Source organism: Halapricum desulfuricans (assembly GCF_017094525.1).
GTDB classification, from domain to species: Archaea; Halobacteriota; Halobacteria; order Halobacteriales; family Haloarculaceae; genus Halapricum; species Halapricum desulfuricans.
In genome coordinates, this window is record NZ_CP064788.1 from 1,873,464 (window position 1) to 1,896,042 (window position 22,579).

Annotated in this window: 25 protein-coding genes, 1 tRNA gene and 1 pseudogene; 20 read left to right on the plus strand and 7 right to left on the minus strand. The window is 65.4% G+C overall.

What is annotated here, in order from left to right; translation table 11 throughout:
• Positions 1-115 precede the first annotated feature (115 nt).
• The 8 genes from HSR122_RS09695 (at position 116) to HSR122_RS09730 (ending at position 7,215) form a co-directional block, all read left to right on the plus strand.
• On the plus strand, positions 116-1,405 hold the full coding sequence (locus HSR122_RS09695; RefSeq protein WP_229109506.1) for an amidohydrolase: 1,290 nt from the start codon (positions 116-118) through the stop codon (positions 1,403-1,405).
• 273 nt (positions 1,406-1,678) lie between these two features.
• Positions 1,679-2,962: a Dyp-type peroxidase gene (locus HSR122_RS09700; RefSeq protein WP_229109507.1), complete on the plus strand. Its 1,284-nt coding sequence runs from the start codon at positions 1,679-1,681 to the stop codon at positions 2,960-2,962.
• Positions 2,963-3,060: 98 nt separating this feature from the next.
• Positions 3,061-4,083, plus strand: coding sequence for an iron transporter (locus tag HSR122_RS09705; protein ID WP_229109508.1), 1,023 nt, complete (start codon positions 3,061-3,063; stop codon positions 4,081-4,083).
• Positions 4,084-4,294: 211 nt separating this feature from the next.
• On the plus strand, positions 4,295-4,438 hold the full coding sequence (locus HSR122_RS09710) for an alpha/beta fold hydrolase (RefSeq protein ID WP_229109509.1): 144 nt from the start codon (positions 4,295-4,297) through the stop codon (positions 4,436-4,438).
• A gap of 25 nt (positions 4,439-4,463) precedes the next feature.
• On the plus strand, positions 4,464-4,631 hold the full coding sequence (locus HSR122_RS09715) for a DUF7838 family putative zinc beta-ribbon protein (protein ID WP_229109510.1): 168 nt from the start codon (positions 4,464-4,466) through the stop codon (positions 4,629-4,631).
• A 52-nt stretch (positions 4,632-4,683) separates the two neighbouring features.
• Positions 4,684-5,070 (plus strand): response regulator, encoded by a 387-nt coding sequence (locus tag HSR122_RS09720; protein WP_229109511.1) that lies wholly within the window; start codon positions 4,684-4,686, stop codon positions 5,068-5,070.
• Between the two features lie 106 nt (positions 5,071-5,176).
• Complete coding sequence (purD, locus tag HSR122_RS09725; RefSeq protein ID WP_229109512.1) at positions 5,177-6,490, plus strand: phosphoribosylamine--glycine ligase; 1,314 nt, start codon at positions 5,177-5,179, stop codon at positions 6,488-6,490.
• A 146-nt stretch (positions 6,491-6,636) separates the two neighbouring features.
• Positions 6,637-7,215 (plus strand): MBL fold metallo-hydrolase, encoded by a 579-nt coding sequence (locus HSR122_RS09730; protein WP_229109513.1) that lies wholly within the window; start codon positions 6,637-6,639, stop codon positions 7,213-7,215.
• A 17-nt stretch (positions 7,216-7,232) separates the two neighbouring features.
• Here the strand turns inward: HSR122_RS09730 and HSR122_RS09735 are convergent, their stop codons facing one another.
• Positions 7,233-8,042 carry an ATPase gene (locus HSR122_RS09735; RefSeq protein WP_229109514.1) on the minus strand — a complete coding sequence of 270 codons (810 nt, stop codon included), beginning with the start codon at positions 8,040-8,042 and terminating at the stop codon, positions 7,233-7,235.
• Positions 8,039-8,308 (minus strand): DUF5827 family protein, encoded by a 270-nt coding sequence (locus HSR122_RS09740; RefSeq protein ID WP_229109515.1) that lies wholly within the window; start codon positions 8,306-8,308, stop codon positions 8,039-8,041. The genes HSR122_RS09735 and HSR122_RS09740 overlap by 4 nt, the downstream gene beginning before the upstream one ends.
• A gap of 111 nt (positions 8,309-8,419) precedes the next feature.
• Between HSR122_RS09740 and HSR122_RS09745 the strand changes: the two genes are divergently transcribed.
• The 4 genes from HSR122_RS09745 to HSR122_RS09760 all read left to right on the plus strand — a co-directional run bounded on the left by HSR122_RS09745 (position 8,420) and on the right by HSR122_RS09760 (position 12,718).
• Positions 8,420-9,763 carry an outer membrane protein assembly factor BamB family protein gene (locus HSR122_RS09745; protein WP_229109516.1) on the plus strand — a complete coding sequence of 448 codons (1,344 nt, stop codon included), beginning with the start codon at positions 8,420-8,422 and terminating at the stop codon, positions 9,761-9,763.
• Positions 9,764-9,851: 88 nt separating this feature from the next.
• Complete coding sequence (locus tag HSR122_RS09750; protein WP_229109517.1) at positions 9,852-10,211, plus strand: cell division protein SepF; 360 nt, start codon at positions 9,852-9,854, stop codon at positions 10,209-10,211.
• Between the two features lie 112 nt (positions 10,212-10,323).
• Complete coding sequence (gene icd, locus HSR122_RS09755; RefSeq protein WP_229109518.1) at positions 10,324-11,601, plus strand: NADP-dependent isocitrate dehydrogenase; 1,278 nt, start codon at positions 10,324-10,326, stop codon at positions 11,599-11,601.
• A gap of 112 nt (positions 11,602-11,713) precedes the next feature.
• Positions 11,714-12,718 carry a threonine aldolase family protein gene (locus HSR122_RS09760; RefSeq protein ID WP_229109519.1) on the plus strand — a complete coding sequence of 335 codons (1,005 nt, stop codon included), beginning with the start codon at positions 11,714-11,716 and terminating at the stop codon, positions 12,716-12,718.
• Here the strand turns inward: HSR122_RS09760 and HSR122_RS09765 are convergent.
• Complete coding sequence (locus tag HSR122_RS09765; RefSeq protein WP_229109520.1) at positions 12,715-12,876, minus strand: DUF7859 family protein; 162 nt, start codon at positions 12,874-12,876, stop codon at positions 12,715-12,717. The genes HSR122_RS09760 and HSR122_RS09765 overlap by 4 nt on opposite strands.
• Positions 12,877-13,099: 223 nt before the next feature.
• Here HSR122_RS09765 and HSR122_RS09770 point away from each other — a divergent pair, with 223 nt between their 5' ends.
• From HSR122_RS09770 to rnhB, 3 genes are all read left to right on the plus strand, one after another.
• Positions 13,100-14,062 (plus strand): transcription initiation factor IIB, encoded by a 963-nt coding sequence (locus HSR122_RS09770; protein ID WP_229109521.1) that lies wholly within the window; start codon positions 13,100-13,102, stop codon positions 14,060-14,062.
• A 116-nt stretch (positions 14,063-14,178) separates the two neighbouring features.
• The gene (locus HSR122_RS09775) at positions 14,179-15,024 is read left to right on the plus strand and encodes a methyl-accepting chemotaxis protein (protein ID WP_394355563.1); all 846 of its coding nucleotides are present in this window, start codon (positions 14,179-14,181) and stop codon (positions 15,022-15,024) included.
• A 111-nt stretch (positions 15,025-15,135) separates the two neighbouring features.
• Complete coding sequence (gene rnhB, locus HSR122_RS09780) at positions 15,136-15,789, plus strand: ribonuclease HII (protein ID WP_229109523.1); 654 nt, start codon at positions 15,136-15,138, stop codon at positions 15,787-15,789.
• A 5-nt stretch (positions 15,790-15,794) separates the two neighbouring features.
• On the opposite strand, the gene HSR122_RS09785 is transcribed toward rnhB, so the two are convergent.
• The gene (locus tag HSR122_RS09785; RefSeq protein ID WP_229109524.1) at positions 15,795-17,408 is read right to left on the minus strand and encodes a DUF255 domain-containing protein; all 1,614 of its coding nucleotides are present in this window, start codon (positions 17,406-17,408) and stop codon (positions 15,795-15,797) included.
• 91 nt (positions 17,409-17,499) lie between these two features.
• Between HSR122_RS09785 and HSR122_RS09790 the strand changes: the two genes are divergently transcribed.
• On the plus strand, positions 17,500-18,024 hold the full coding sequence (locus tag HSR122_RS09790; protein WP_229109525.1) for an FxsA family protein: 525 nt from the start codon (positions 17,500-17,502) through the stop codon (positions 18,022-18,024).
• A gap of 78 nt (positions 18,025-18,102) precedes the next feature.
• Positions 18,103-18,176 (plus strand) — tRNA-Ile (locus tag HSR122_RS09795).
• Between the two features lie 76 nt (positions 18,177-18,252).
• Here the strand turns inward: HSR122_RS09795 and HSR122_RS09800 are convergent.
• From HSR122_RS09800 to HSR122_RS09810, 3 genes are all read right to left on the minus strand, one after another.
• Positions 18,253-18,636, minus strand: coding sequence for a winged helix-turn-helix transcriptional regulator (locus tag HSR122_RS09800; RefSeq protein ID WP_229109526.1), 384 nt, complete (start codon positions 18,634-18,636; stop codon positions 18,253-18,255).
• A gap of 86 nt (positions 18,637-18,722) precedes the next feature.
• Positions 18,723-19,334: a helix-turn-helix domain-containing protein gene (locus tag HSR122_RS09805; protein WP_229109527.1), complete on the minus strand. Its 612-nt coding sequence runs from the start codon at positions 19,332-19,334 to the stop codon at positions 18,723-18,725.
• Positions 19,335-19,415: 81 nt separating this feature from the next.
• Positions 19,416-19,682, minus strand: a complete 267-nt coding sequence (locus tag HSR122_RS09810; protein WP_229109528.1) for a hypothetical protein — start codon at positions 19,680-19,682, stop codon at positions 19,416-19,418.
• 208 nt (positions 19,683-19,890) lie between these two features.
• Here HSR122_RS09810 and HSR122_RS09815 point away from each other — a divergent pair, with 208 nt between their 5' ends.
• The 3 genes and pseudogenes from HSR122_RS09815 to HSR122_RS09825 form a co-directional block, all read left to right on the plus strand.
• On the plus strand, positions 19,891-20,919 hold the full coding sequence (locus tag HSR122_RS09815; protein ID WP_229112201.1) for an NAD(P)/FAD-dependent oxidoreductase: 1,029 nt from the start codon (positions 19,891-19,893) through the stop codon (positions 20,917-20,919).
• A gap of 181 nt (positions 20,920-21,100) precedes the next feature.
• Positions 21,101-21,340 carry a hypothetical protein gene (locus HSR122_RS09820; protein ID WP_394355564.1) on the plus strand — a complete coding sequence of 80 codons (240 nt, stop codon included), beginning with the start codon at positions 21,101-21,103 and terminating at the stop codon, positions 21,338-21,340.
• Positions 21,337-21,744 (plus strand): annotated as a pseudogene (locus HSR122_RS09825) (PIN domain-containing protein); the annotation flags it as partial. The gene HSR122_RS09820 and the pseudogene HSR122_RS09825, both read left to right, overlap by 4 nt.
• Positions 21,745-22,579: the final 835 nt, after the last annotated feature.

The following is a 22,579-nucleotide window of genomic DNA, read 5'->3' on the forward strand; positions in this document are numbered from 1 at the left end:
CGCCGTCGCTGTTCACAGAACTTCGCGGCGGATGCCACGGAGTCATCCGGAAATCGAAGATTCTCGGACGACGTGGATCCGAACGGACAAGGGAGATCCGCACGAACGGTCCCGCATGAGTGAACTTCTCGTTTCGGGCGGGCAGGTCCTGTTGCCCGACCTGTCCGTCGAGCGCGCGGACGTGCTGCTCGATCGAGACCGCGGCGAGATTGTCGACGTCGGCGACGTCAGCGGTGGCGACGACGAACTCGACGCCGGCGGCGGGCTCGTGATCCCGGGACTGGTCAACGCACACACCCACGTCGCGATGACGCTGTTGCGCGGCTACGCCGACGACAAGCCCCTCGACGCCTGGCTCCAGGAAGACATCTGGCCGGTCGAGGCCGAACTCACCGCCGAGGACGTCCGCGCCGGCGCAACACTCGGACTGGTCGAGATGCTCAAATCGGGCACGACCGCCCTGAACGACATGTACTTCTTCATGCCGGAAGTCGTCGACGCCGTCGAGGAGTCCGGCATGCGTGCCCGGCTGGGATACGGTTCGATCACGGTCGGGCGAGACGACGACGCCGCTCGCGAGGAGATGCGCGACGGGCTCGCGTTCGCCCGCGAGTACGACGGGGCGGCCGACGGACGGATTCGGACGGCGTTCATGCCCCACTCGCTGACGACCGTCGGCGAGGCGTACTACCGGGAGTTCGTCTCGGAGGCACGCGAGGCCGGCGTACCGATCCACCTGCACGCAAACGAGACGACCGACGAGGTCGATCCGATCGTCGACGAGCACGGCGTGCGCCCCCTCAAGTACGCCGCTGATATGGGACTGCTCGAGTCAGAGGACTATCTGGCCCACGGCGTCCACCTCGACGACGGCGAGATCGACCTGCTGGCCGAGCGCAGTGCGGGCGTCGTCCACTGCCCGGCCTCGAACATGAAACTCGCCTCGGGGATGGCACCGGTTCAGGACCTGCTCGATGCGGGCGTGCCGGTCGGCCTGGGCACCGACGGCGCGGCCTCGAACAACGATCTGGACATGTTCGACGAGATGCGCGACGCCGCGATGCTCGGCAAACTCGCGGCCGACGACGCCAGCGCGGTCGACGCCGAGAGCGTCGTCGAGATGGCCACTCGCGGCAGTGCCGAGATTCTTGGATTCGACTCGGGCCGGATCGAACCAGACGCGAACGCCGATCTGGCCGTGATTGATCTCGACGCGCCGCATCTCACGCCCGCACACGACCTCGTGAGCCACCTCGTCTACGCCGCGCGGGGAAGCGACGTCCGACACACGGTCGCCGACGGGCAGGTGCTGATGCGCAACCGCGAGGTAACGGTCTTTGACGAGCAGGGCGTCCGCGAGCGCGCGAGCGAACGGGCACAGGCGCTCGTCGAGCGCGCAGAGTGACCGGTGTCGAACGCCCCGCGTGTTCTGCGAGACGAGGGCTGTCCCCGCGACGGCCAGCCCGTCGGTGAGATTGACCGACCGGCCGGACTCGTCAGCCGCCACGCCTTCCGCCTCCCGGCCACCGGCGCCCTCTGCTCGTATCCGACACACTGACTAGTTAGTCAGGACCTGTTGAGAGATGAAAACGTGACGACATCGCGGCGGATCGAAACGCTACCGGACCGGATTGCAGGGACCGGAACGGACTTTTCCGAGAAGTCCCGAGAGGGGACGATGACAGAGCGCGGTATCTCGCGGCGAGCGTTCGCAAAAGCGGCCGTGGCGATCGGCGGCGCGAGCGCGCTGGCGGCGTGTCTGGATCGGGGCGGTTCCGAGCCGATCCCGTCCGGGCCGGACGACCTCTCGACGCTCCCGTCCCGCCAGCACGCCTGGAACGAGTCACTGCCGACCGACGACCACGGCAACGTCCGGACGCCGTATCATCACCTGTTGCTGTACTACGATTACGACGCCGAGACGACTGACGCCGGCGACGCGACGACGCCGACCGAAGGCGACCGCGAAACCGTCGAGAACGCCCTGCGAAGTCTGGAACGGGCCTACGAGCACTCCAGCGACGGACTCGTCTTCACGATCGGCTACTCCCGGCGATACTTCGATCGTTACGACGACTCCCTGCCCGAGAGCGTCGACCTGCCGCGTCCGGAACCGCTCGCGCCGTTCGAGGATCCCGAACCGGACGAACTGGACGCGATCGTCCATCTCGCGAGCGACCGACCGGAGGCACTGCTGGAGGCCGAAGAAGCGCTCCGGGGGAACCGCGAGACGGCAAACGACAGCGAGATGCGAGCCGCCCTCTCAGACGTGTTGACCTTCCGGGAGCGCCGGACGGGGTTCATCGGCGACGGGATGCCCGCCGAGCGCGACGATGTCGACGGAGTGCCGGAGGGGTCTGTCCCCGACGACGCGCCGATGTACATGGGGTTCAAGTCGGGTTTCCGTGCCAATCAGGCCACCGAAGACCGGGTGACGATCCAGTCCGGTCCTTTCGAGGGCGGCACGACCCAGCACGTCTCGAAGATCAACCTCCACCTCGACCAGTGGTACGAGCAGGACAGCCGCTCTCAGCGGGTGAGCAAGATGTTTTGTCCGGCCCACGCCGCGGAGGACCGCGTCGAAGGGGCGGGCCACAACCTCGGGGCGGCAAGCGGTGCCAGCGCCTGTCCGGCCCACGCCGATTCCGCCCGCGAGAGCGGCGTCGTCGGCCACGCCCAGAAGAACGCCGCCGCCCGCGAGGACGGAAGCCCGATTATGCTCCGGCGCGATTTCGACTCGACTGACGACGACCGGGCCGGGCTACACTTCCTCGCGTTACAGCGCGATATCAGTGATTTCGTCGAGACCCGCGAGGCGATGAACGGGGCCGACGCCGCCGAGGAAAGCGGTGCCGTCGGGACGCGGCTCAACAACGGAATCCTCGAGTACATGACCGTCCGACGGCGCGGCAACTATCTACTCCCGCCCCGCCCGAAGCGGGCCCTTCCCCGACCGCGTTGACCGCTGGCTTGTGAGGACCATCCGTCAGTGCGGTCGATTTCCCCCACGGGATAACCGCCACCGCATAGCTATTGACGGTCCGGCCCGGAGTACCGCCGATGAACCGACGCACGTTCCTGCAGGCGGGGTCCGTCGGCCTCGCCGGCGGGCTGGCCGGCTGTAGCGACCTGTTCGCACAGCGATCGACGGCTCGTATCCCGCCCGTCCTCGACGATCGGCCCGACGCCGTCTACCGGCCGACGCACATCGAGGGCATGAACATGATCGGGACTGAGACCGTCGGAGACCGCACTGTCGGTCTCTTCTACTCGTTTCCCCACCGGTTCTGGACGGTCGCAGGGACCACCAGCCGCGTCGAGATCCGGGACGCCCACAGCGTTCACCTGATGGCCTCGATGTGGGACCGAGAGACCGAGACGGTGGTTCCGGTGCTGGATCGGCCGCGGTTTGCCGTCTCCCGAAACGGCGACAGCGTCGACGAAAAGCGCGCCTGGCCGATGCTCAGCCAGAACATGGGCTTTCACTTCGGGGAGAACATCGCGCTCGAGGGCGACGGTACCTACACCGTCGAGGTCGGGGTCCTGCCGATCGGGATCGAGACGGTCGGCGCGTTCGACGGCCGCTTCGAGTCCGAACACACGGCGACGTTCACGTTCGACTTTGCCGAGAGCGATCTCGAGGCGATCTCCTTCGAGGAATACCCGGGTGCAGCCGGCGAGCGCGCGGCCGTCGATCCCATGGCGATGGAGATGCCGCTGTCGTATGCACCCCCTGTCGAGGAGTTGCCCGGATCGCCGGCGACCGTCGGCAGCGTCGGCGACGCCGAGTTCGTCGCGACCGTCGTCGGGGAGACGCTGATCGTCTCCCCGCGGACGCCGTACAACCGCTTTTCGATCCCCGGGTTCGCGCTGTCAGCGACTGTCGAGAGCGTCGGGTTCGACGACATCCTCACGAGTGCTATCGGGCCGACGCTCGGCGCCCACTACCGCGCCGACCTCGACGACCAACCCGCGAGCGGCGACACCGTGACGGTAACCGTCGACGGGCCGAACTCGCTGTCCCGCCACGAGGGCTACGAGACGGCGTTTCTCGAACGCGGGTCGGCCTCGACGACGCTGTAGCGTCCGTCACCGGACGGGCTGTCAGGGAACTCGCAGGCTGTCGTTCCCCACGTGATCTCTCGACGGAGTCGGGACGCTGAAGACCCGCCGAACCGTCTCTCGACGCATGGAAGCGACGAAGCGCGGCGACGTCGCCATCGGCTACGATCGCGTCGGTCCCGAGGACGGCGAGACGATCGTCTTTCTGTAGCGGCTGGGCTACAGCCGCTGGATGTGGAACTGGCAACGTCAGGACTTCGAAGACAGCTACCATCTCATCATTCCCGACAACCGCGGGACCGGCACGTCGAGCGAACCGGCCGGCCCGTACACGATCGACGAGCGTCTCGCCCCCAGCCCCGAGACGAGACTTTAAGTTGTTCAAGAAAATATAGAAGAATATGTCGATCACTCAGAAACAGCACTGTCCGTCCTGTGAAGAACAACGAACGTTCATGCAGGTTGCGACGACGAACCTGAACGTCGGCGAGAAAACCAAGTGGCGCTGTCAGGAGTGCGGGTACCGGGCCGTTCGGATCGGCTCCGCCGTCGATACGGTGACTGCGTGACCGCGTCGTCGATGGTCAAATTACAAGTTTGTGACGCTCGTAGTTGGCGTCGATGGCCGACACGATCGCTGTCTTGCTCGTCGACGAGGACACTGACGTACTCGAGTTGACACAGACGTTTCTGGAACTCGAGGACGACACCATCTCGGTGACGACCGAAACGAGCGCCCGGGACGCGCTCGACCGACTCGAATCCGAATCGTTCGACTGCGTCGTCAGCGACTACTCGATGCCGTCGATGTCCGGAATCGAGTTCCTGCAGGAAGTCCGCGACCGCGTCCCCGGCCTGCCCTTTTTCTTCTTCACAGGTAAGGACCGCGAGGAAGTCGAAACCGAAGCAGGGGACATCGAGATCACCGGCCACGTCCGGAAGGGGACCGGTACCGAGCGGTACGGCGAACTCGCAGACGAGATCAGGTCCGCCGTCGAACGCTCGTAGGTGCGACGCCCCGTGGTACGGCGCGTTCCGGAACAGACTTCCAACAGGTGCTGGCCGTCCTACTCGAACAGCAACCTTTTACCGGCTGTGCTGCGCGCTGTCGGGTATGACAGAGACTGTACTGCTGGTCGGGGGCGGCGGCCGCGAGCACGCGATCGCACGCGCGCTGTCCGGGTCCGACTGTGCCCTGTACGCTTGTGCCGGCAACAGGAATCCCGGGATCGCCCGACTCGCCGACGGGTTCGAGGCGCTCGATACGACCCATCCGCGCGCGGTGACGACCTACGCCCGGCGCGTCGAGGCCGATCTGGCGGTCATCGGACCCGAGGCCCCGCTCGAGGCGGGCGTCGCCGACGCGCTCGACGACGCCGGCGTCTACGCGTTCGGCCCGCACGAGGCCGAAGCGCGCATCGAGACCGACAAGGCGTTCCAGCGGCGGTTCATGCGCGAGCGCGACATCCCCGGTTTCCCCGAATTCGAGACCTTCGAGGACATGGACGCCGCCTGCGAGTACATCGACACCTACGACGGCGATCTGGCGATCAAACCCGCAGGCCTGACCGGCGGGAAGGGCGTCCGGGTCATGGGCGAGCAGGTCGACGCCGAAGAAGCCAAGGCGTATCTCCGGGACTCCGATTACGATCGCGTGGTGCTCGAGGAACGGCTCGTCGGCGAGGAGTTCACCGTCCAGGCGCTGGTGGCCAACGGCGAGGTGCGCGTGACGCCCGCCGTGCAGGACCACAAGCGCGCCTACGAGGGCGACGAAGGCCCCAACACCGGCGGAATGGGGTCGTACTCCGACGGCACGCTTGAGTTGCCGTTCATGGACCACGAGGACTACATGGACGCCGTCGAGATCATCGAGGCGACCGCCGAGGCGCTTGCGGGGTACAAGGGCGTCCTCTACGGGCAGTTCATGCTCACCGCCGACGGCGTCAAGGTCGTGGAGTTCAACGCCCGCTTCGGCGATCCCGAGGCGATGAACACCCTGCCCGTGCTCAATACGGACTTCCTCGACGTGCTGGTAGCCGCCCGCGACGGCGAGTCGCTGCCGCAGCTGTCCTTCGAGCCGAACGCCACCGTCTGCAAGTACGCCGTCCCGGAGGGGTATCCGACCGAACCGGAAGCCGGAGCGAAGGTGACCGTCGACGAGGCGGGCGCGCGAGAGATCGCCAGCGAGTACGACGGCGAGGCGTTGCTGTACTACGCCAGCGTCGACGAGCGCGAGGACGGGATCTACACGACGACCTCTCGGTCGTTCGCGGTCGTCGGCGTCGCCGATGAGATCGCCGCGGCCGAGGAGATCGCCGAGGCGGTCCTGAACGAGGCCGGCGAAGACGGATTGCGCGTCCGCCACGACATCGGCACCGCCGAGTTGATCCAGCGGCGGATCGATCACGTGGCCGAGTTGCGCGGGTAGCCGGCGGGATACTCTCGCTGATACTGGTGGCTATACCATTTCGAAATGATCTGGCACGCCGTCGTGCCAGATACCTTTCCGAACGTATAGCCACCAGTATGAATGGCACCGACACGCACAAGCAGCCCCTGGCCGTACGAGCGGACATGATAACGAACCTCGCGGCTGGCGAACAGGTCTTTACGAGCAACGTCTTTCTCGTCACTGGCGACCGAACCGTCCTGATCGACGTCGGCAACGACTTCGATGTCTGTGGGGCCGTGCGCGAGCACGTCGAGGACATCGACGCGGTGGTGCTCACCCACACCCACCCCGATCACGTCGGGAACCTCGAACGCGTCGTCGAGACCTTCGAGGTCGAGGTCTGGGGGTACGACCCCGACCAGGCGGGCGTCGATCACGCTATCGCGGACGGCGAGACGGTCCGGATCGGCGACGACGCCTACACCGCGTTGCACACGCCGGGCCACAAGGACGATCACCTCTGCTTTTTCGCAGCGGGACCGGGTGTCCTGTTCGCGGGCGATCTGATCTTCGCCAACGGCGGGTTCGGCCGGACCGACCTCGCGGACGGCGATCGGGAGTTGTTGATCGAGAGTATCGAGCGAGTTCGGGAGACGACCGACGAGACGCTCGCGGCGTTGTATTGTGGCCACGGCCCGAGCGTCGAGGACCGTCCGTACGAACACGTCGAACTCGCGGCCCAGGCCGCCCGGTTCGGGTAGCGAGCGCTTGCTAACGATCAGGAACCGGCAGCCGAGAGCATCGCGTCGTAGGCCGACTCGTAGGCGTCGGCGATCGCGGCCGGATCGTGGCGGACCGATTCGGGCAACGGGGGCAACTCGACAGTCTCGACGGGGTCGATCAGGTCGGTCACGTCCGCGACGCGCTCCTCGAGCGTGCCGCGGTCCGGACCGGGCGAACCGCCGGCGATCGAACACCCCTTGTCGTAGCGTCGGCCATCGTAGACGCGAACCCGTCGAGGCTCGACGACTGCGACGGCGTCGTGGTCGAGTTCGGAGAGCGGACGGGCGATCGCGCCGTAGGACTCGACGACCGACAGCGGTTGTGCCTCGATCTCCGCCAGCAGATCGGACTGGATCGGCTGATGATAGCTTGCCATCACGTCGTTGAACTCCGCCAGTGACTCGACGCTGATCGCCGACGCGATCGGGAACGACGACCGGACGAACGCCGGGAGCGTCGTCGTCCCGTTGACGACGTACGTCTCGCCGGCCCGGTCGAGCAGGAACTCCCGGCCGTCCTGTTCGAGCACGCCGCCGACGCCACCGGGAAGCGGCCGCCAGAGGCGGTGGACGGCGTTGATGTCGGTCGGCTCGTTGCCGTCGGGGCCGGCCGCAGCCAGCCGCCGGGCGTCTTTCCCGTAGAGGACGCCGTCTTCGGCGGCCGTCCGAACGTCGTCGTGGCTGTACCAGAAGTCGTTGCCGGCCCGGGGCTTGTAGCCGACCGCGCCGGTGCGTTCGACCAGCCCGACCGAGAAGGTCGTCTTGCCGGCGTCGAGCTGTTCGGAGCCGGCGACGAGCAGGTTCATGCTTCGGCGAGCCCGTAGTGGCCGGGTTCGGCGTCGTCGGCCGGTTCGGCGAAGACGAACTCCGAGCTGTACTTCAGCATCCACGGGATCGCCCAGTCAAGCAGGACGTTCTCGGTCTCGACGTCCAGTTCGGCGTCGGGCTCGACGCCCTGCAGGAGGCGGGCGACCTCGTAGATCGTGTACATCTTCTCGGGATCGAGCACCTCGCGCGGTTCGCGGAACTCAAGCGGTCGCAGATCGTCGAATTCGGCTCGGTCTCTGGGCATACGCCCGCTTCGGTCGAGCGACGCCTAAACCTCTCGAAACGGAACGACTGCGCTCTGTCCCGGAACCGATCCAGATGACATATACCGGACCGGGCCGTACGGTCGACACAGATGGACGACCCCGTCGAGCGAGGATCGACCCGACTGGAGCGACGGGCCTATCTCTCGGGACTCGGGGCAGCCGCAACGGTCGGACTCGCCGGCTGTGCCACGCTCTCGGCGTCGCCGCCGGCCTACGACCGCACGCAGGCGACCTTCGATCCGCCGGAACGGTCCTACGACGAGACCTATTCCGGGGGCGACGTCACGATGTTCCGTCGCGGAGTCCGACGGCTCGGCTACTACCCCGACGCGGCGGTTCCGGACGACCCCACAGTCGAGTGGTCTCATCCGATCAACGCCGTCGGCCACACCGCCGCCAAGTCCAGTCCCCGACCCACGCCGGACGGCGAAGGCATCGTGGTCGCGAGCGATACCGGCCGGATGTACGGCTTCGACCTCGACGGCGAGCGACGCTGGACGGCACAGACCGGGGCGACGTATCTCGGGATCCACGGGACGCCGACGATCGTCGAGGGGACGGCTATCGTCGGCGGCTACGACGGCTCGATGTACGCCGTCGACGTCGAGACCGGGGATCGTGTCTGGCGGCTCTCCCGGTCGGCGCTCGATCTCTCCATCGCGATCGGCTCCAGCCCGGCCTACTGGGACGGCGTCCTGTACTTCCAGACCGAGCACAAACACCCCGCCTCCGGGCGGCTGTGGGCCGTCGACGCCGAGACCGGCGAGCCGCTGTGGACCGACGACCGGGACATTGGCGGGATGCCACATCCCTCGCCGGCAATCGATCCGGCGACGGAGCGGCTCGTGGCGGGCTCTAACGACGGGATCGTCTACGCCTGGGCGTTCCCGTCGCTGTCGTTCGAATGGTCGTTCGAGACGGGCGGCGAGGTCAAGGGGACACCGCCGGTCTACGAGGGCAAGACCTACGTCGGCTCCTGGGACGATTCGATCTACTGTCTGGATCTCCTCGACGGGACCGAGCGGTGGTCGTTCGAGACCGACGGGATCGTGATGTCGAACCCCGGCGTCGATCCCGAGCGCGGGGTCGTCTACGTCGGCAGCGGTGACGGGCGCGTCTACGCGCTCGACGCGGCGACGGGCGAGCGACGCTGGTCGACCGGCGTCGGCGGGACGGTGCTCGGATCGCTGACCGTCACGCCCGGGGCGATTCTCGTCGGGTCCTACGACACGAACCTGTACGCGCTCGATCCGGAAACGGGCGCGATTCGCTGGCGTGTCCCGAACCGCGGGCACGTCACCAGCGAACCCGTCCCGCACGACGGGCGGATCTACTACGCCGAACGGGCGGACCTCCGAGACTACTGGAACGACGACCGCGAGACCGAACTCGTCGAGAACGGGCACGTTTACTGTCTCGGACCCGGCGAGTAGCTCGTGCCGTGGCTCTGTTTCGTTCCCGGGCCGGGAGCGCGTCGCCGTGGACGTAAAGCCTATTGTGACAGACGCCGCTGGGTGGCATATGGGACTCATGAGCAAAATCCTGGGGGAGACCGGCTCGTCCAGGCAGACCGGCGACTACGTCGAACTCAGCGCCGAGGACTTCGAGACGGACGCGACCGAGGCTGATACAACGGTTCGGATCGCCCGGATCAGCGATCAGCAAGACGTCATCGACATCAAAGACGCCGTCTACGACGGCGATATCGTCATCGCCGACATCACGCGCCACACCACGCAGGACCAGACGATGGAACACATCACGGACGAACTCAAGCAGGTCGCGGGCGAGGTCGGCGGCGACATCGTTCAGAAGGACGACGACCAGTTGATCATCACACCTTCCGGCGTGGCGATCAGTCGAGAGCGGCTCGGCCGGTAGGTCCCGGCCACCATCGTTTCTCCGGTCGTCTCCGTGCGAAGCGAGGACCGGCCGCCAGCACTCGCCGGAATGATAGGCCTTTTAGGAACTCTCGGCGTCTGTGCGAACGATAATGAACTACGACTACGAGAACGTCGAGGTACCGACCGACGGAGAGCCGATCGAAGTCGTCGACGAGGACGCGGACGAACTCTCGATTCCGGAGACGCCGATTGTTCCCATCATCCACGGGGACGGCATCGGGAAAGACGTGGGACCGGCCGCACAGAAGGTGCTCACGGCCGCGGCCCAGGCCACCGGTCACGACATCGCGTGGATGCGCGTCTACGCCGGCGAGTCCGGACGCGAGCGCTACGACGAGAACCTGCCCGACGATACGGTCAACGCCATCGACGAGTTCCGGGTCGCCATCAAGGGTCCGCTGACGACGCCGGTCGGCGCGGGCTTCCGGTCGCTGAACGTCGCGCTGCGACAGACGCTCGATTTCTACGCCAACGTCCGACCGACCTACTACCTCGACGGCGTCCCCTCACCGATGAAAGCGCCCGAGGAGATGGACATGGTCACCTTCCGGGAAAACACCGAGGACGTCTACGCCGGCATCGAGTGGGAGGCCGGCACCGACGAGGTCGAGCGAGTCCGGGAGTTCGTCGAAGACGAGATGGGATTCGACGACGTGATGCACGAGGGCCCGATCGGCATTGGGATCAAGCCGATCACCGAGAAGGGGTCCAAGCGCCTCGTCCGGAAGGCCATCGACTACGCGCTGGAGCACGACCGCGACAAGGTCACGCTCGTCCACAAGGGCAACATCATGAAGTTCACCGAGGGGCAGTTCGGCGAGTGGGGCATGGAAGTCGCCGACGAGGAGTACCCCGACGAGGAGGTCTTCGCCGCGCCCGACTCCCTGTGGGAGACCCAGGATGAGGTCAACATCCCCGAAGACGCGGTGATGGTCGAAGAACGGCTCGCCGACGCGATGTTGCAGTGGATGCAGCTGCGCACCGACGAGTTCGACGTGCTGGCGATGCCGAACCTCAACGGCGACTACCTCTCCGATGCCGCCGGGGCCCAGATCGGCGGGCTCGGCATCGCGCCCGGCGCGAACTTCGGCGACGCGCGCGTGCTGGCCGAACCGGTCCACGGCTCGGCCCCGAAACGCGCCGGCCAGAACATGGCCAACCCGACTGCGATGATCCTCTCCGGCCGGCTCATGTTCGATTACATGGGCTGGGACGACGCCGCGGACCTCGTCCGGGACGCCGTCGAGGAGACCATCTCCTCGGGTGAGGTCACCTACGACCTCGAACGACAGCTCGAGGACGCCGAGAAACTCGGCACCGACGAGTACGCAGAGGCGATCGTCGCGAACATCGAAAAACTGGCGTAGCCAGCCTGCCGGGCGAAGGCATCCGAAGACGGGCCGAAACGGATCAACCGACAAACGCCCGCGGGAGCGACCGTGCGAACACCCTTTTGAGGGGTCCCGTCGAAAGCCGGGTATGATCGATCTGCGAAGCGACACCGTCACCAGACCCAGCGACGAGATGCGCGAGGCCGCCGCCGGGGCCGAGGTCGGCGACGACGTCTACGGCGAGGACCCGACGGTCAACGAACTCGAAGCGCGAACGGCCGAGATTCTCGGGAAGGAAGCCGCGATGTACGTCCCCTCGGGCACGATGGGCAACCAGATCGCCGTCAGGGCCCACACCGAGCGCGGTCAGGAGGTTCTGCTCGAAGAGGAGTGTCACACCTACAAGTGGGAACTCGGCGGGATCGCCCAGCACAGCCAGGTCCAGGCCCGGACGATCGACGGGGGCGATCGCGGCGTCGTCAGGCCCGAACAGGTCCACGACGGTTACGTCGAAGGCGACGACCACCGACCAGGGACGGGGCTGCTCGTCCTCGAGAACACACACAACGCACGGGGCGGGACGGCGATCGCACCCGAGCGGATCGACGAGGCGGCCCGGGCGGCCCACGAACACGGCGTCTCGGTCCATCTCGACGGCGCACGGCTGTTCAACGCCGCGGCCGCGCTCGACGTTCCTGCCGCCCGAATCGCCCGCGAGGCCGATTCGGTGATGACGTGTCTCTCGAAGGGGCTGGGCGCGCCCGTCGGGTCAATGCTCGCCGGATCCAGCGAGTTCCTCGAGCGTGCCCGCCGGATCCGCAAACTCATGGGCGGCGGCATGCGCCAGGCGGGCATCGTTGCCGCGCCGGGACTGCTCGCGCTGGAGAACCGTGACCGACTGCACGAGGACCATCGTCGGGCACGCAAGCTGGCGGCCGGACTCGAAGACGCTCCCGGCCTGTCGCCGTTAGAGCCCGAAACGAACATCGTCCTCGTCGAGACCGACGACCCCGCGGAGACGACACTCGAACGGCTTCGCGAGCGCGGCGTCGCGGGCTCGGCGTTCGGCGCGCACACGATCAGGCTGTGCACACACTGGGACATCGACGACGCGGACGTCGAGACAGCGATCGAAGCGGCGGCGTCGCTCTAGCGCTCGCGACGGGCCTGTTCGACCCCTTCCTGGAACCCGGTGACGGTTCGCCGGAGGAACAGGTACACGAAAAACACGAACCCCAGCAGGACGGCGACGATCGCAACGAGCACCGGATCGACCTCGAAACCGAAGACGCTGACGAGCGGGTGAACCATACCCGGGTCTTTCCCGGCCCGCAAAAAAGACTTTTCGGGGGCGCTAGCCGTGTTTTAAGATATGTGTGAACACGTATCGTGCGCCGTGATACGGGCCGAAATCGGTACTACAGGTGTAGATACCGAAACTAATATATAGGGTTGGAACTAACCGATCGGTCAGCGACTACATTCCGGGTTTTACCAGGTATGTTCCTGCCCGGACAGCACCCGCCCTCGAACCATGAGTGAGTCAACACGAACGCGAGCACGATCGACAGTAGAATCGGAGACCGACGAACAGAGCGACCTGACCTGCCCGGAGTGTGGCGGGAACCTCGTGGCCGACGACGCGCGCGGCGAGACCGTCTGTGACGGCTGCGGACTGGTCGTCGACGCCGACGAGATCGACCGCGGGCCGGAGTGGCGCGCGTTCGATTCCAAGGAGAAAGACGAGAAGTCCCGCGTCGGCGCGCCGACGACGAACATGATGCACGACAAGGGACTGTCGACGAACATCGACTGGCGCGACAAGGACGCCTACGGTAACTCGCTGTCCTCGAACCAGCGCGAGAAGATGCAGCGCCTGCGCAAATGGAACGAGCGCTTCCGGACCCGCGACTCCAAGGAGCGCAATCTCAAGCAAGCGCTGGGCGAGATCGACCGCATGGCCTCGGCGCTGGGCCTGCCCGAGAACGTCCGCGAGACCGCCAGCGTCATCTACCGACGCGCGCTCGACGAGGACCTGTTGCCCGGCCGTTCGATCGAGGGCGTCTCGACCTCCGCGGTCTACGCCGCCGCTCGACAGGCCGGCGTGCCCCGGTCGCTCGACGAGATTACCGACGTCTCCCGCGTCGGAAAGGACGAGATCGCGCGCACGTACCGGTACGTCGTCCGCGAGCTCGGGCTGGAGGTCAAGCCCGCTGACCCCGAGAGTTACGTGCCCCGCTTCGCCTCGGACCTTGATCTCTCCGAAGAGGCCGAACATCGCGCCCGCGAACTGCTGATCAACGCCAAAGAGCAGGGCGTCCACTCCGGGAAATCCCCCGTCGGACTGGCCGCCGCCGCGGTCTACGCCGCCTCGCTTCTGACCAACGAGAAGACCACCCAGGCCGCCGTCTCGGAGGTCGCAGACATCTCCGAAGTCACGATCCGCAACCGATATCACGAGCTGCTCGAGGCCGAACAGGGCATCGCGATGGCCTGACATCTTCCGACGAGTCCTATCAGCCCTGATAACTGCGGAGTCACGTTTAATCCGGCGGGACACGCGGATGGAGATATATGGTCTCAGATACGGGCGGTCTCGACGAGGAGTTCGAGATGGCCAGCACCGACGCGTCCGACCTGGGAGGCGCGATCGACGAACTGCTGCGCGCGTCCGAGAACGTCTCACAGAGTTCCCAGCAGATCAGCGATCTCGCCCAGGAGCAGTCGGACAACATGCGCGAGGTCGCGAGCGAGGTGTCGAATCTCAGCGCGACCGTCGAGGAGGTCGCCTCAAGCGCCAACGAGGTGAAGTCGATCAGCCAGCAGGCCCGCCAGCTGGCCGACGACGGCCGGGACGTCGCCGACGAGGCGATCGAGGCGATGGAGGCCGTCGACGACGCCAACGAGGACGTCAGCGAGGACGTCACGCAGCTGCGCGACCGCATCGACGAGATCGACGAGATCGTCGAGGTAATCAACGACATCGCCGACCAGACGAACATGCTGGCGTTGAACGCCTCGATCGAGGCCGCTCGTGCGGGTGAGGCGGGTGAAGGATTCGCCGTCGTCGCCGACGAGGTGAAATCGCTGGCCGAGGAGTCCCAGCAGAACGCCGCGGAGATCGAATCGATGGTCGCGGACATCAAACACGACACCGAGAGCACCGTCGAATCCATTCAGGACGCAAACGAGCAGGTCGAGGCCGGGATCGAACAGGTCGACGAGGCCGTCGAGATCCTCAAGAAGATCGACCAGGCTGTCAGCGAAGCCGCTCAGGGTGCCGAAGAGGTCGCCGAGGCCACCGACGACCAGGCCGCCTCGACCGAGGAAGTCGCCAGTATGGTCGACGAGACCGCCGAGTCCGCCGAACGCGTCGCCGACGAGATCGAGCAGATCGCCGCCGCCAACGAGCAACAGGCCGCCAAGGTCAACGAGATTCAGCGAATGTTCGACCGGTGAACGGCGACAGGCACGCACCGAACGCGCGTCGACTGTCGCCCTGGAAGACGCGTGTCAGACAATTCGTGGCCGACCGCAACGGCTTTTTCCGTCGAGTCGGATCCCATAGCCATGCGTTTCGGCGTCGACGAAGCCGGCAAGGGGCCGGTCCTGGGTTCGATGTTCGCCGCGGCAGTGCTGGCTGACCCCGATGCGCTCCCCGGAGACGTCGGTGACTCCAAGACCGTCGCCCCGGCACGGCGGGTCGAGATGGCCGACGAGATTCGAACGGCTGCTGACCGAGTCGCCGTCGCCGAGATCACAGTCGAGGAGATCGACGACGAGGAGACCGACATGAACACCCTGACCGTCGAGGCCCACGCGAGAGCGCTGTCGAAACTGCTTGCGGGACGGGATACGGGCACGGAGGTCTCGGGGTTCGTCGACGCCGGCGACACCAACGCCGTGCGATTCGGCCAGCGCCTGCGCGACCGACTCGACGCCGACGTCGATCTGCGAGCCGAACACGAGGCCGACGCCACCTACCGGATCGTCGGCGCGGCCAGCGTGATCGCAAAAGTCGCCCGTGACGCCCACGTGCGGGCGCTAAGCGCCAAATACGGCGACATCGGGAGTGGCTATCCGTCCGACCCGGCCACCCGTACGTTTCTGGACGACTACGTCGAGACCTACGGCGAACTCCCTGCGTGTGCGCGCGAGTCCTGGCAGACCAGCAAGGACGCGCTCGCGGCCGCAGCCCAGGCCAGCCTCGACGCCTTCGAGTGACTGCGTCACCCCCCGGTCAGTACCGACTCCAGTCCTGCCGGCGTTTCGGCAGTCCCGACCGGTGTCTCGCCGTCGATCACGGTCGCCGACGCGCCACCGACGCCGGGAACGACGACGGCCTCGTGGTCGGCGAGCCGCAACGCGGCCCGATGGAGATCGCTCCCTGCCGGCGGACCGACCCGGATCGTCCGCGGCTCCAGCACGCGGGCGACGGCCGTGGCGTACTCGGCCGCCTCGACGCCCATCCGATCGGCGGCATTGGCGTAGGTCGCGACTGTCTTGCGGGCGTGCTCCCGGTAAGCCGGCTCTTCGGCGAGGGCAGCCAGGTCGAGCGCGGCACTGGCGAACTCGACGGCATAATCGAACGGATACAGCGGTCGATCCAGCAGTCCCGTCCCGCCGGACGGACCGTCACGAAGTGGACCGTCCGCCGCGAGGTGCTCGAGCGTCCAGTCGGCGACTGCCCGGGCCGGCCCGGGGTCGCCCAGCACCTGCCAGACAGTCGTCAACCCGGCGAGGACGCGAGCCTGATCGATGAGCAGCCCGCGAGGACTCTCCGCGCCCGAAAAGTGTTCGACTGCGCCGTCCTCGTCGATCAGTTCGACCACCGCCTCGAGCGCGCGCTCGGCGAACCGTCGCGAGCGGCCGTCGTCGGTGTACGCATAATAGGTACACAGCGCGTCGACCGCCAGCGCGTTGCGGTCCGCGAAGGCGGTCCCATCGACCGGCGGCGGATCGGCGTCCTCTCGGTCAGTCGCGTCCAGTCGATAGTAGCGCGCCTCGCCGGCCTGACTGGCCGCGAACGCACCGCTTGCGCCCGGTGCGTCGTCGGTCCACAGCGTCGTTGTCAGGTACTCGATCCCCCGCTCGGCGGCCTCCCGATATGCCTCCTCGCCGGTGTAGCGATAGCCGTGAGCGAACGCCCGGATCAGCGCCGCGTTGTCATCGAGCAGTTTTGCCCGACGAGGATCCGACCAGTCGCGCTCGGTCGCGTGGCGGTAGAACCCCCCGTCGTAGGTGTCCAACAGGTGCGTCCGGACGGCCTCGAGCGTGCGCGTGGCCTGCTCGCGAGCGCGCACCAGCGCGAACTCGATCGTCCGGGGGAGCGGGAACTTCACGTCCGTCCCCCAGCCGCCGAACTCCTCGTCGTAGGCCGCCAGCAGCTGTTCGACCATCCGCTCTTCGATCCGTGGCGACAGCGATCCGCCAGGCGGGTCGGTCTCCCGGAGCTGGCGCGGGACCGAGCCACCGGACTCGCCGTTGGCGTCCCAGGTCTCGCGAACGCGATCGAGGATGTCGCGGAAGCCGTCGATGCCCAGATACGTCGCGCCGGTGAGTACCTGTCCGGAGGGTGTCAGAAAGACCGTCGAGGGGAACCCGCCCATCGCGTACCGGTCGCGGACGCGCGGCCGGCGGTCGGCGTCGACCCGGACGGGGACGAACCCGTCGTTGACGTGGGCGGCGATCCGCGGCTCGGCATAGGTGGTGGCGTCCATCGCCGCACACTCGGGCGACCACGGCGCGACGAGCGACAGTAGGACCGGCGAGCCCGACTGCTCCGCCGCCGCGAACGCCTCGGGCCCCCACTCGCGCCACTCGACTTTCGGCTGTTCGTCCATGCCACGCTCTGCGTGACGCGGGGAAAAGAACGCTTGCACTCGCTTCGGGACTCGAAAAGGTTGATACATCGGGGGCCGGTAGAGAGAGACGATGCTTCGGCTGATCGCGGTCCTGCTGCTCATCCCGCTTCTGGACATCATGCTACTGCTCGCGGTCGCGGGCGTCATCGGCGGGCTCGAGACGGTCCTGCTGGTCGTGTTGACCGCGCTCGTCGGAATGTTGCTGGCTCGCGCCGAGGGGCGACACACCATTTCGAAGATCCAGCGCAAGCTCGCGCAGGGCGAGCCACCGACCGACGAGTTGATCGACGGCGGGCTGTTGATCGCCGCGGGCGCGTTCCTGCTGACGCCCGGGCTGGTGACGGACCTGGTCGGCCTGCTGCTGGTCGTGCCGTTGACCCGCTATCCGATCCGTCTGGCGCTGAAAAAGTGGGTCATCACGCCCTACGTCGACAGCAAGACCGGCGGGTTCGCAACCGGAGAGGTCTACACTGTCGGGTTCCCCGGCGACGGCGAGCGGATTGACTTCGGTGGTCGGGGCGGAGACAGCGACACGTACGACGTCGGCGACGACGATTACGACATCGGCGGGGACAGCACAGACGACAACCGCTGACACGGGAGCCGTCCCCGAGACTGGATCGAAAGGCAACGTTTAAAACTACCTACCCAGTACACGGAAATGCGCTCGCCTGGGCCAATAGCTCAGTCAGGTTGAGCGCTCGGCTGATAACCGGGAGGTCCGCGGTTCAAATCCGCGTTGGCCCATCATTTTGCTGCGAACAAAACTGTGAGCAGTAAATGCGGTATCCGAGCGGATTTGAACGATGCACGGCCGACAGTGTTAGCCGTCCACTTTGTGATCGAATTCCGCGTCCCACCAGAGGAGTGCATTGACGGCCGGACGCAGGGCCGCCCCGCACTCGGTAAGTGAGTACTCGACCCGGACCGGCTGGTCGCTGACGAGCTCCCGGCAGACGAGTCGGTGCTCTTCCAGCAACGAGAGGCTCTCGGAGAGCATCTTCGACGAGACGCCGTCGAGCGCATCCTTGAGGTCGCTGAACCCCAGTGGCCCGGACTCGAGCAGGTGGTACACGATCCGGAGGTTCCATTTCCGGCCGGTGATCGCCTGGATGGAATCGAACGCCTCGCCTGGATCGACGAACCGGGGCGGGGTCACACCCGTCTCGTCAGCGGCCGCCGTCGGTGTATACGCGTCTGAACTCATGCTGTATAGTCTACTGGGATGGCTGGCATACTCAAGATACGTCGGACGGGGACAGCAGGCACGGGTCAGCGCAAGAGTTAAATCCGTTATTTGTCTCGTCCGTCTGTGAACCGTTCCCAGAACACGGTGTCGAGACGCTCGTCGTGGTCCGCATCGAGGTATTCGGCTTTCGTGAGATTGGCTTCCTCGATCAGCGATGCGGCCTCGCCGGCCCAGACGTAAAAGCCCGTCAGCGTCTCCCGGCGCATTTCATCTAGATCGACGGAGTGGTACACTGAGACGAAGCCGCCACCCTCGCGGTTGAGCTGGGACTTCTCGAGCAGACCGAGATCGACGAGTTCGTTGAGATACGTCCGCACAGTGCTCTCGTCGTAGTCCAGTTCGGCGGCGACTTCCGCCGGAGAGAGCGGTCCCTCGCCGATGACACACAGACAGATGTCGAGACCGGCCTTCGGGAGGCCGAAGGCGTCGAGCAGGACTTCTCGAATGTCCGGTGGCTCGACGTCCATCGCGGTTTCCTCGACCCGCTCCATCGGCTCGCCGTGGCAGGTCATCCCGCCGTCGCAGTCCTGCATCGAGAGGACCACGTTCTGACAGTCCGTGCACCGATAGATGGCATAGGGACGATCGGCGAGCCGCCCGTCTTCGGGTGCCTGAGAGCGAAACGGTACCTCACCCCCGGATGACTCCTGGCTCATCGTACCGACTCGAATGTCACCAATCCGTAAAGAGTTTGCGCAGTAGTCAACGGATGCCGGTTCGCACAGCGCCGTCGGGATTCACGATCGCGGATCGCCGTCGATGTCCACGATGAACGGGCCACACTCCGCCTCGAAGTCGAGGAACTCCCGGCCGGTGACGGTCGGTCGGTACCCGCCGTCGGCCGGCGCGAGCAGTTCGCAGTCGACCAGGCGTGACAGCCGAGTCCCGACGGCTGACTCTCTCTGCTGGAGAGCGGACGCGATCGACGCCGCGGTCACGGGCTGGCCAGTCGTGTCGTAGCGTTCGGCCGCCGCCGCCAGCACCGGACAGTTCGGTTCGTCCATCAGAGGGTCCGTGTCGCTTCGGGAGCCTTGACCGTGTGTCTCACCAGTGTCTTCGGTCGCCCGAATCACGATACCGACATCGACGGCACGACACCCATAACGTCTTGCTGAACTGAGCGAAACGAGGTCACGAGAACGTAAGCGTTCCGACGGTACGTTACTCTCGGGTGACTGTATCTATTTACTGGGGGATGGTATCGTTACTGGTATAAGCGACGGAACAGATCTCCACGAGTACGAAGTCGTCGTGGTCGGGGGCGGTCCTGCGGGCATGACGGCGGCGCTATACAGCACACGACTCGGCCACCGGACGGCGATCGTCTCCCGCGGCGGCGGCCGTGCGGCGATGATGCAGGAAGTGCATAACCTGCTTGGCATCCGCGAAGAAACCAGCGGGATGGAATTGCTCCAGATCGGCCAGGAGCAGCTCGACGCGTACGGCTGTGACAGCTACCGCGACATGATCACCTCCTGCTCCCGCCCGGAGGACGAGAAGCACTTCCAACTGTCGGGCAACAGCGCCGACTACGTCGCCGAGATGGTCGTGCTCGCGACGGGGTTCAACGACGTCCGTCCGGATCCGCCGTTGCCACGGACCGGCCGGGGATTGCACTACTGCCTGCACTGTGACGCACACATGTTCGTCGACGAACCTGTGTACGTGATGGGTCACGGCGAGAGTGCCGTTCACGTCGCCGCGATTATGCTGAACTTCACCGACGAGGTGGACCTGTTGATCCGCGGCAAAGAGCCCGAGTGGAGCGACGAGAGCGCCGCCGTCCTGGAGAACCATCCCATCGATGTGATCCACGCGGACATCACTGGCGTCCAGAACGGCGAAGACGGCTGGCTGAAAGCGCTCGAGTTCGAAGACGGGCAGACTCGCGAGTACAGGGGCGGCTTCGCGATGTACGGTGCGGAGTACAACAACGGTCTGGCCCGGGAACTCGGCTGTGCGATCAACGACGACGGCACGATCCAGGTCGGCGACCACGGCGAGACGTCGGTCGACGGTGTCTATGCGGTGGGCGACTGCACACCGGGGCACAACCAGCTCCCGATCGCGCTCGGACAGGGAGCGAAAGCCGGCATCGATATCCACTTCCAGTTGCGTGACTTCCCTCGCGAACCCGAGCAACTCGACGACCTGGGACCCGTCCGCGCCGAGGAGGTCCCCGGCATCCCGGACGAGCTACTGGAACAGGCGATCGACTTCCATACCTACGAGCGACAGTAGCACACGAAATTCACATCCCTTCGTGCCGGTTCGCTCGCTCGTGAATTCGCTCGCTGCACGGGCGCGAGGGGCGCTCGTTCGATCGTCGAACAGATCGGCCTTTGTGGCGTGAGGAGGCTGCATTCGAAGGGTGTGAAATACACCGAAAGACACAGTAATCTGTATATCCATAGATTTCTGTATACCCAGTATCACCGTCAACGTTGACGACAATCTTAAAGAGCGAATGAACAACCACCCGGAAATCAACTGGAGTGAAGTCACGCGACAGGCCATCCAGGAGAAGATCGAAACACTGGAACTGATGGCGGAACTGACCAGCGAGAGCGAACTCACTGACAGCGAGGTCCAGGACATCGCCCGGAAGATCAACGAGCGGGGACGCAAGCGAGCTGACGACGAGTTGGGAAAGACCGAATGAAGCTGGTCATCGACGCCAACGTTGTCATCTCCGCCCTCATCGCCGATGCGAAAACGCGGGAGCTCATCGTGACGCTTGAGCCCAAACTTCTGACGCCCGCGTTCGTCTCCGACGAGATCGAGAACTACGAGGCGATGATCGCGGAGAAGTCCGGGATGGAACCGGACCGAGTGGCATAGTTCATCGATCTCCCGTTCCAGTATATCGACGTTGTCCCGGCGGAAGACTTCCACCCGGCCATCGAGCGCGCAGACGAGGCGATCGGCGACACCGATCCCGACGACGTGCTCTATCTGGCGTGTGCGATTGCCAGCGATGGGGGCATCTGGAGTGACGATGCTAACTTCGATCAGCAGAATCTGGTCGAGACGTACTCGACAAGCGAAGTGATCGAGTCGTCCGACAAGCTCGCTCCTCACGATCGCACCCAGAAAATCGCCGCGACGGCCGATCGGCTTGCCGGCCTCGTCGAGGTCGCCGACACGGAGACCGTCAAGGAAGTCGAACCGGACATCTAGACTGCCTTTGACAGTATCGACGACCTCACGCGGACTACAGACAGCGATGTCTCTGATTCAGAAACTCGGACTATCCTTCTTTATCGGTCCGAATGAAAGACACCAATAATGCCGGTTGAATAACAACTATCGGGATATTTGATGACACGAATATCTTCATGTCTTTGTCCAGAGTGATACTAATCGCCAGAGCCGAGTGGAAACGTCACCGGCGAGCATACGGCTCAATATTCACGGCTCGACCTATCTTGCTTGCTATTATCGGCGTCACTGGAGTTCTTCTTGGCTGGTTCGCATATTTTATCGGACACCGGTTTACCACAGCTCAGTCACTACCGTATGCCCGGCTGAGCGCGCTCGTGAGTGGTGCGTTCGTCTGGCTGGTCTGGCGCAGTTCGAAATACACCCATACCAGATTCGAACAGGTAAACTCCGATCTGCTGTTGACGACTGTGCCTGCAAGCACAGCCTCTCTCGGACTGCTTGGCTTCGTCTATGTGCGCTTGCTTGCAACACTCGCCCTCCCAACATTGGGCATCGCGATCGGAACGGCCGTTGGACTCGGGTCAGTACTGATCGCGTTCACCGTTATTTTCGCTATCGGAAGTATGGCAGCAGCAGCCACCGTCGTTGGGACGGCGAGTAGACTCGTTGTTCGTCTTGTTGCACTCCGGGCCGTCCGCGTACGATTCTATCGCGATTTCTTGATCGTGTTCGGTTG

Coding starts and splice junctions, on each gene's coding strand:
- HSR122_RS09790 (WP_229109525.1), top strand. CDS start 17,500: ATGCTTCGGCTGATCGCGGTCCTGCTGCTCATCCCGCTTCTGGACATC.
- HSR122_RS09750 (WP_229109517.1), top strand. CDS start 9,852: ATGGGACTCATGAGCAAAATCCTGGGGGAGACCGGCTCGTCCAGGCAG.
- HSR122_RS09745 (WP_229109516.1), top strand. CDS start 8,420: ATGGACGACCCCGTCGAGCGAGGATCGACCCGACTGGAGCGACGGGCC.
- HSR122_RS09765 (WP_229109520.1), bottom strand. CDS start 12,876: ATGGTTCACCCGCTCGTCAGCGTCTTCGGTTTCGAGGTCGATCCGGTG.
- HSR122_RS09805 (WP_229109527.1), bottom strand. CDS start 19,334: ATGAGCCAGGAGTCATCCGGGGGTGAGGTACCGTTTCGCTCTCAGGCA.
- HSR122_RS09700 (WP_229109507.1), top strand. CDS start 1,679: ATGACAGAGCGCGGTATCTCGCGGCGAGCGTTCGCAAAAGCGGCCGTG.
- HSR122_RS09715 (WP_229109510.1), top strand. CDS start 4,464: ATGTCGATCACTCAGAAACAGCACTGTCCGTCCTGTGAAGAACAACGA.
- HSR122_RS09710 (WP_229109509.1), top strand. CDS start 4,295: ATGTGGAACTGGCAACGTCAGGACTTCGAAGACAGCTACCATCTCATC.
- HSR122_RS09810 (WP_229109528.1), bottom strand. CDS start 19,682: ATGGACGAACCGAACTGTCCGGTGCTGGCGGCGGCGGCCGAACGCTAC.
- HSR122_RS09800 (WP_229109526.1), bottom strand. CDS start 18,636: ATGAGTTCAGACGCGTATACACCGACGGCGGCCGCTGACGAGACGGGT.
- icd (WP_229109518.1), top strand. CDS start 10,324: ATGAACTACGACTACGAGAACGTCGAGGTACCGACCGACGGAGAGCCG.
- HSR122_RS09730 (WP_229109513.1), top strand. CDS start 6,637: ATGATAACGAACCTCGCGGCTGGCGAACAGGTCTTTACGAGCAACGTC.
- purD (WP_229109512.1), top strand. CDS start 5,177: ATGACAGAGACTGTACTGCTGGTCGGGGGCGGCGGCCGCGAGCACGCG.
- HSR122_RS09735 (WP_229109514.1), bottom strand. CDS start 8,042: ATGAACCTGCTCGTCGCCGGCTCCGAACAGCTCGACGCCGGCAAGACG.
- HSR122_RS09775 (WP_394355563.1), top strand. CDS start 14,179: ATGGCCAGCACCGACGCGTCCGACCTGGGAGGCGCGATCGACGAACTG.
- HSR122_RS09740 (WP_229109515.1), bottom strand. CDS start 8,308: ATGCCCAGAGACCGAGCCGAATTCGACGATCTGCGACCGCTTGAGTTC.
- HSR122_RS09695 (WP_229109506.1), top strand. CDS start 116: ATGAGTGAACTTCTCGTTTCGGGCGGGCAGGTCCTGTTGCCCGACCTG.
- HSR122_RS09705 (WP_229109508.1), top strand. CDS start 3,061: ATGAACCGACGCACGTTCCTGCAGGCGGGGTCCGTCGGCCTCGCCGGC.
- HSR122_RS09760 (WP_229109519.1), top strand. CDS start 11,714: ATGATCGATCTGCGAAGCGACACCGTCACCAGACCCAGCGACGAGATG.
- HSR122_RS09785 (WP_229109524.1), bottom strand. CDS start 17,408: ATGGACGAACAGCCGAAAGTCGAGTGGCGCGAGTGGGGGCCCGAGGCG.
- HSR122_RS09720 (WP_229109511.1), top strand. CDS start 4,684: ATGGCCGACACGATCGCTGTCTTGCTCGTCGACGAGGACACTGACGTA.
- rnhB (WP_229109523.1), top strand. CDS start 15,136: ATGCGTTTCGGCGTCGACGAAGCCGGCAAGGGGCCGGTCCTGGGTTCG.
- HSR122_RS09770 (WP_229109521.1), top strand. CDS start 13,100: ATGAGTGAGTCAACACGAACGCGAGCACGATCGACAGTAGAATCGGAG.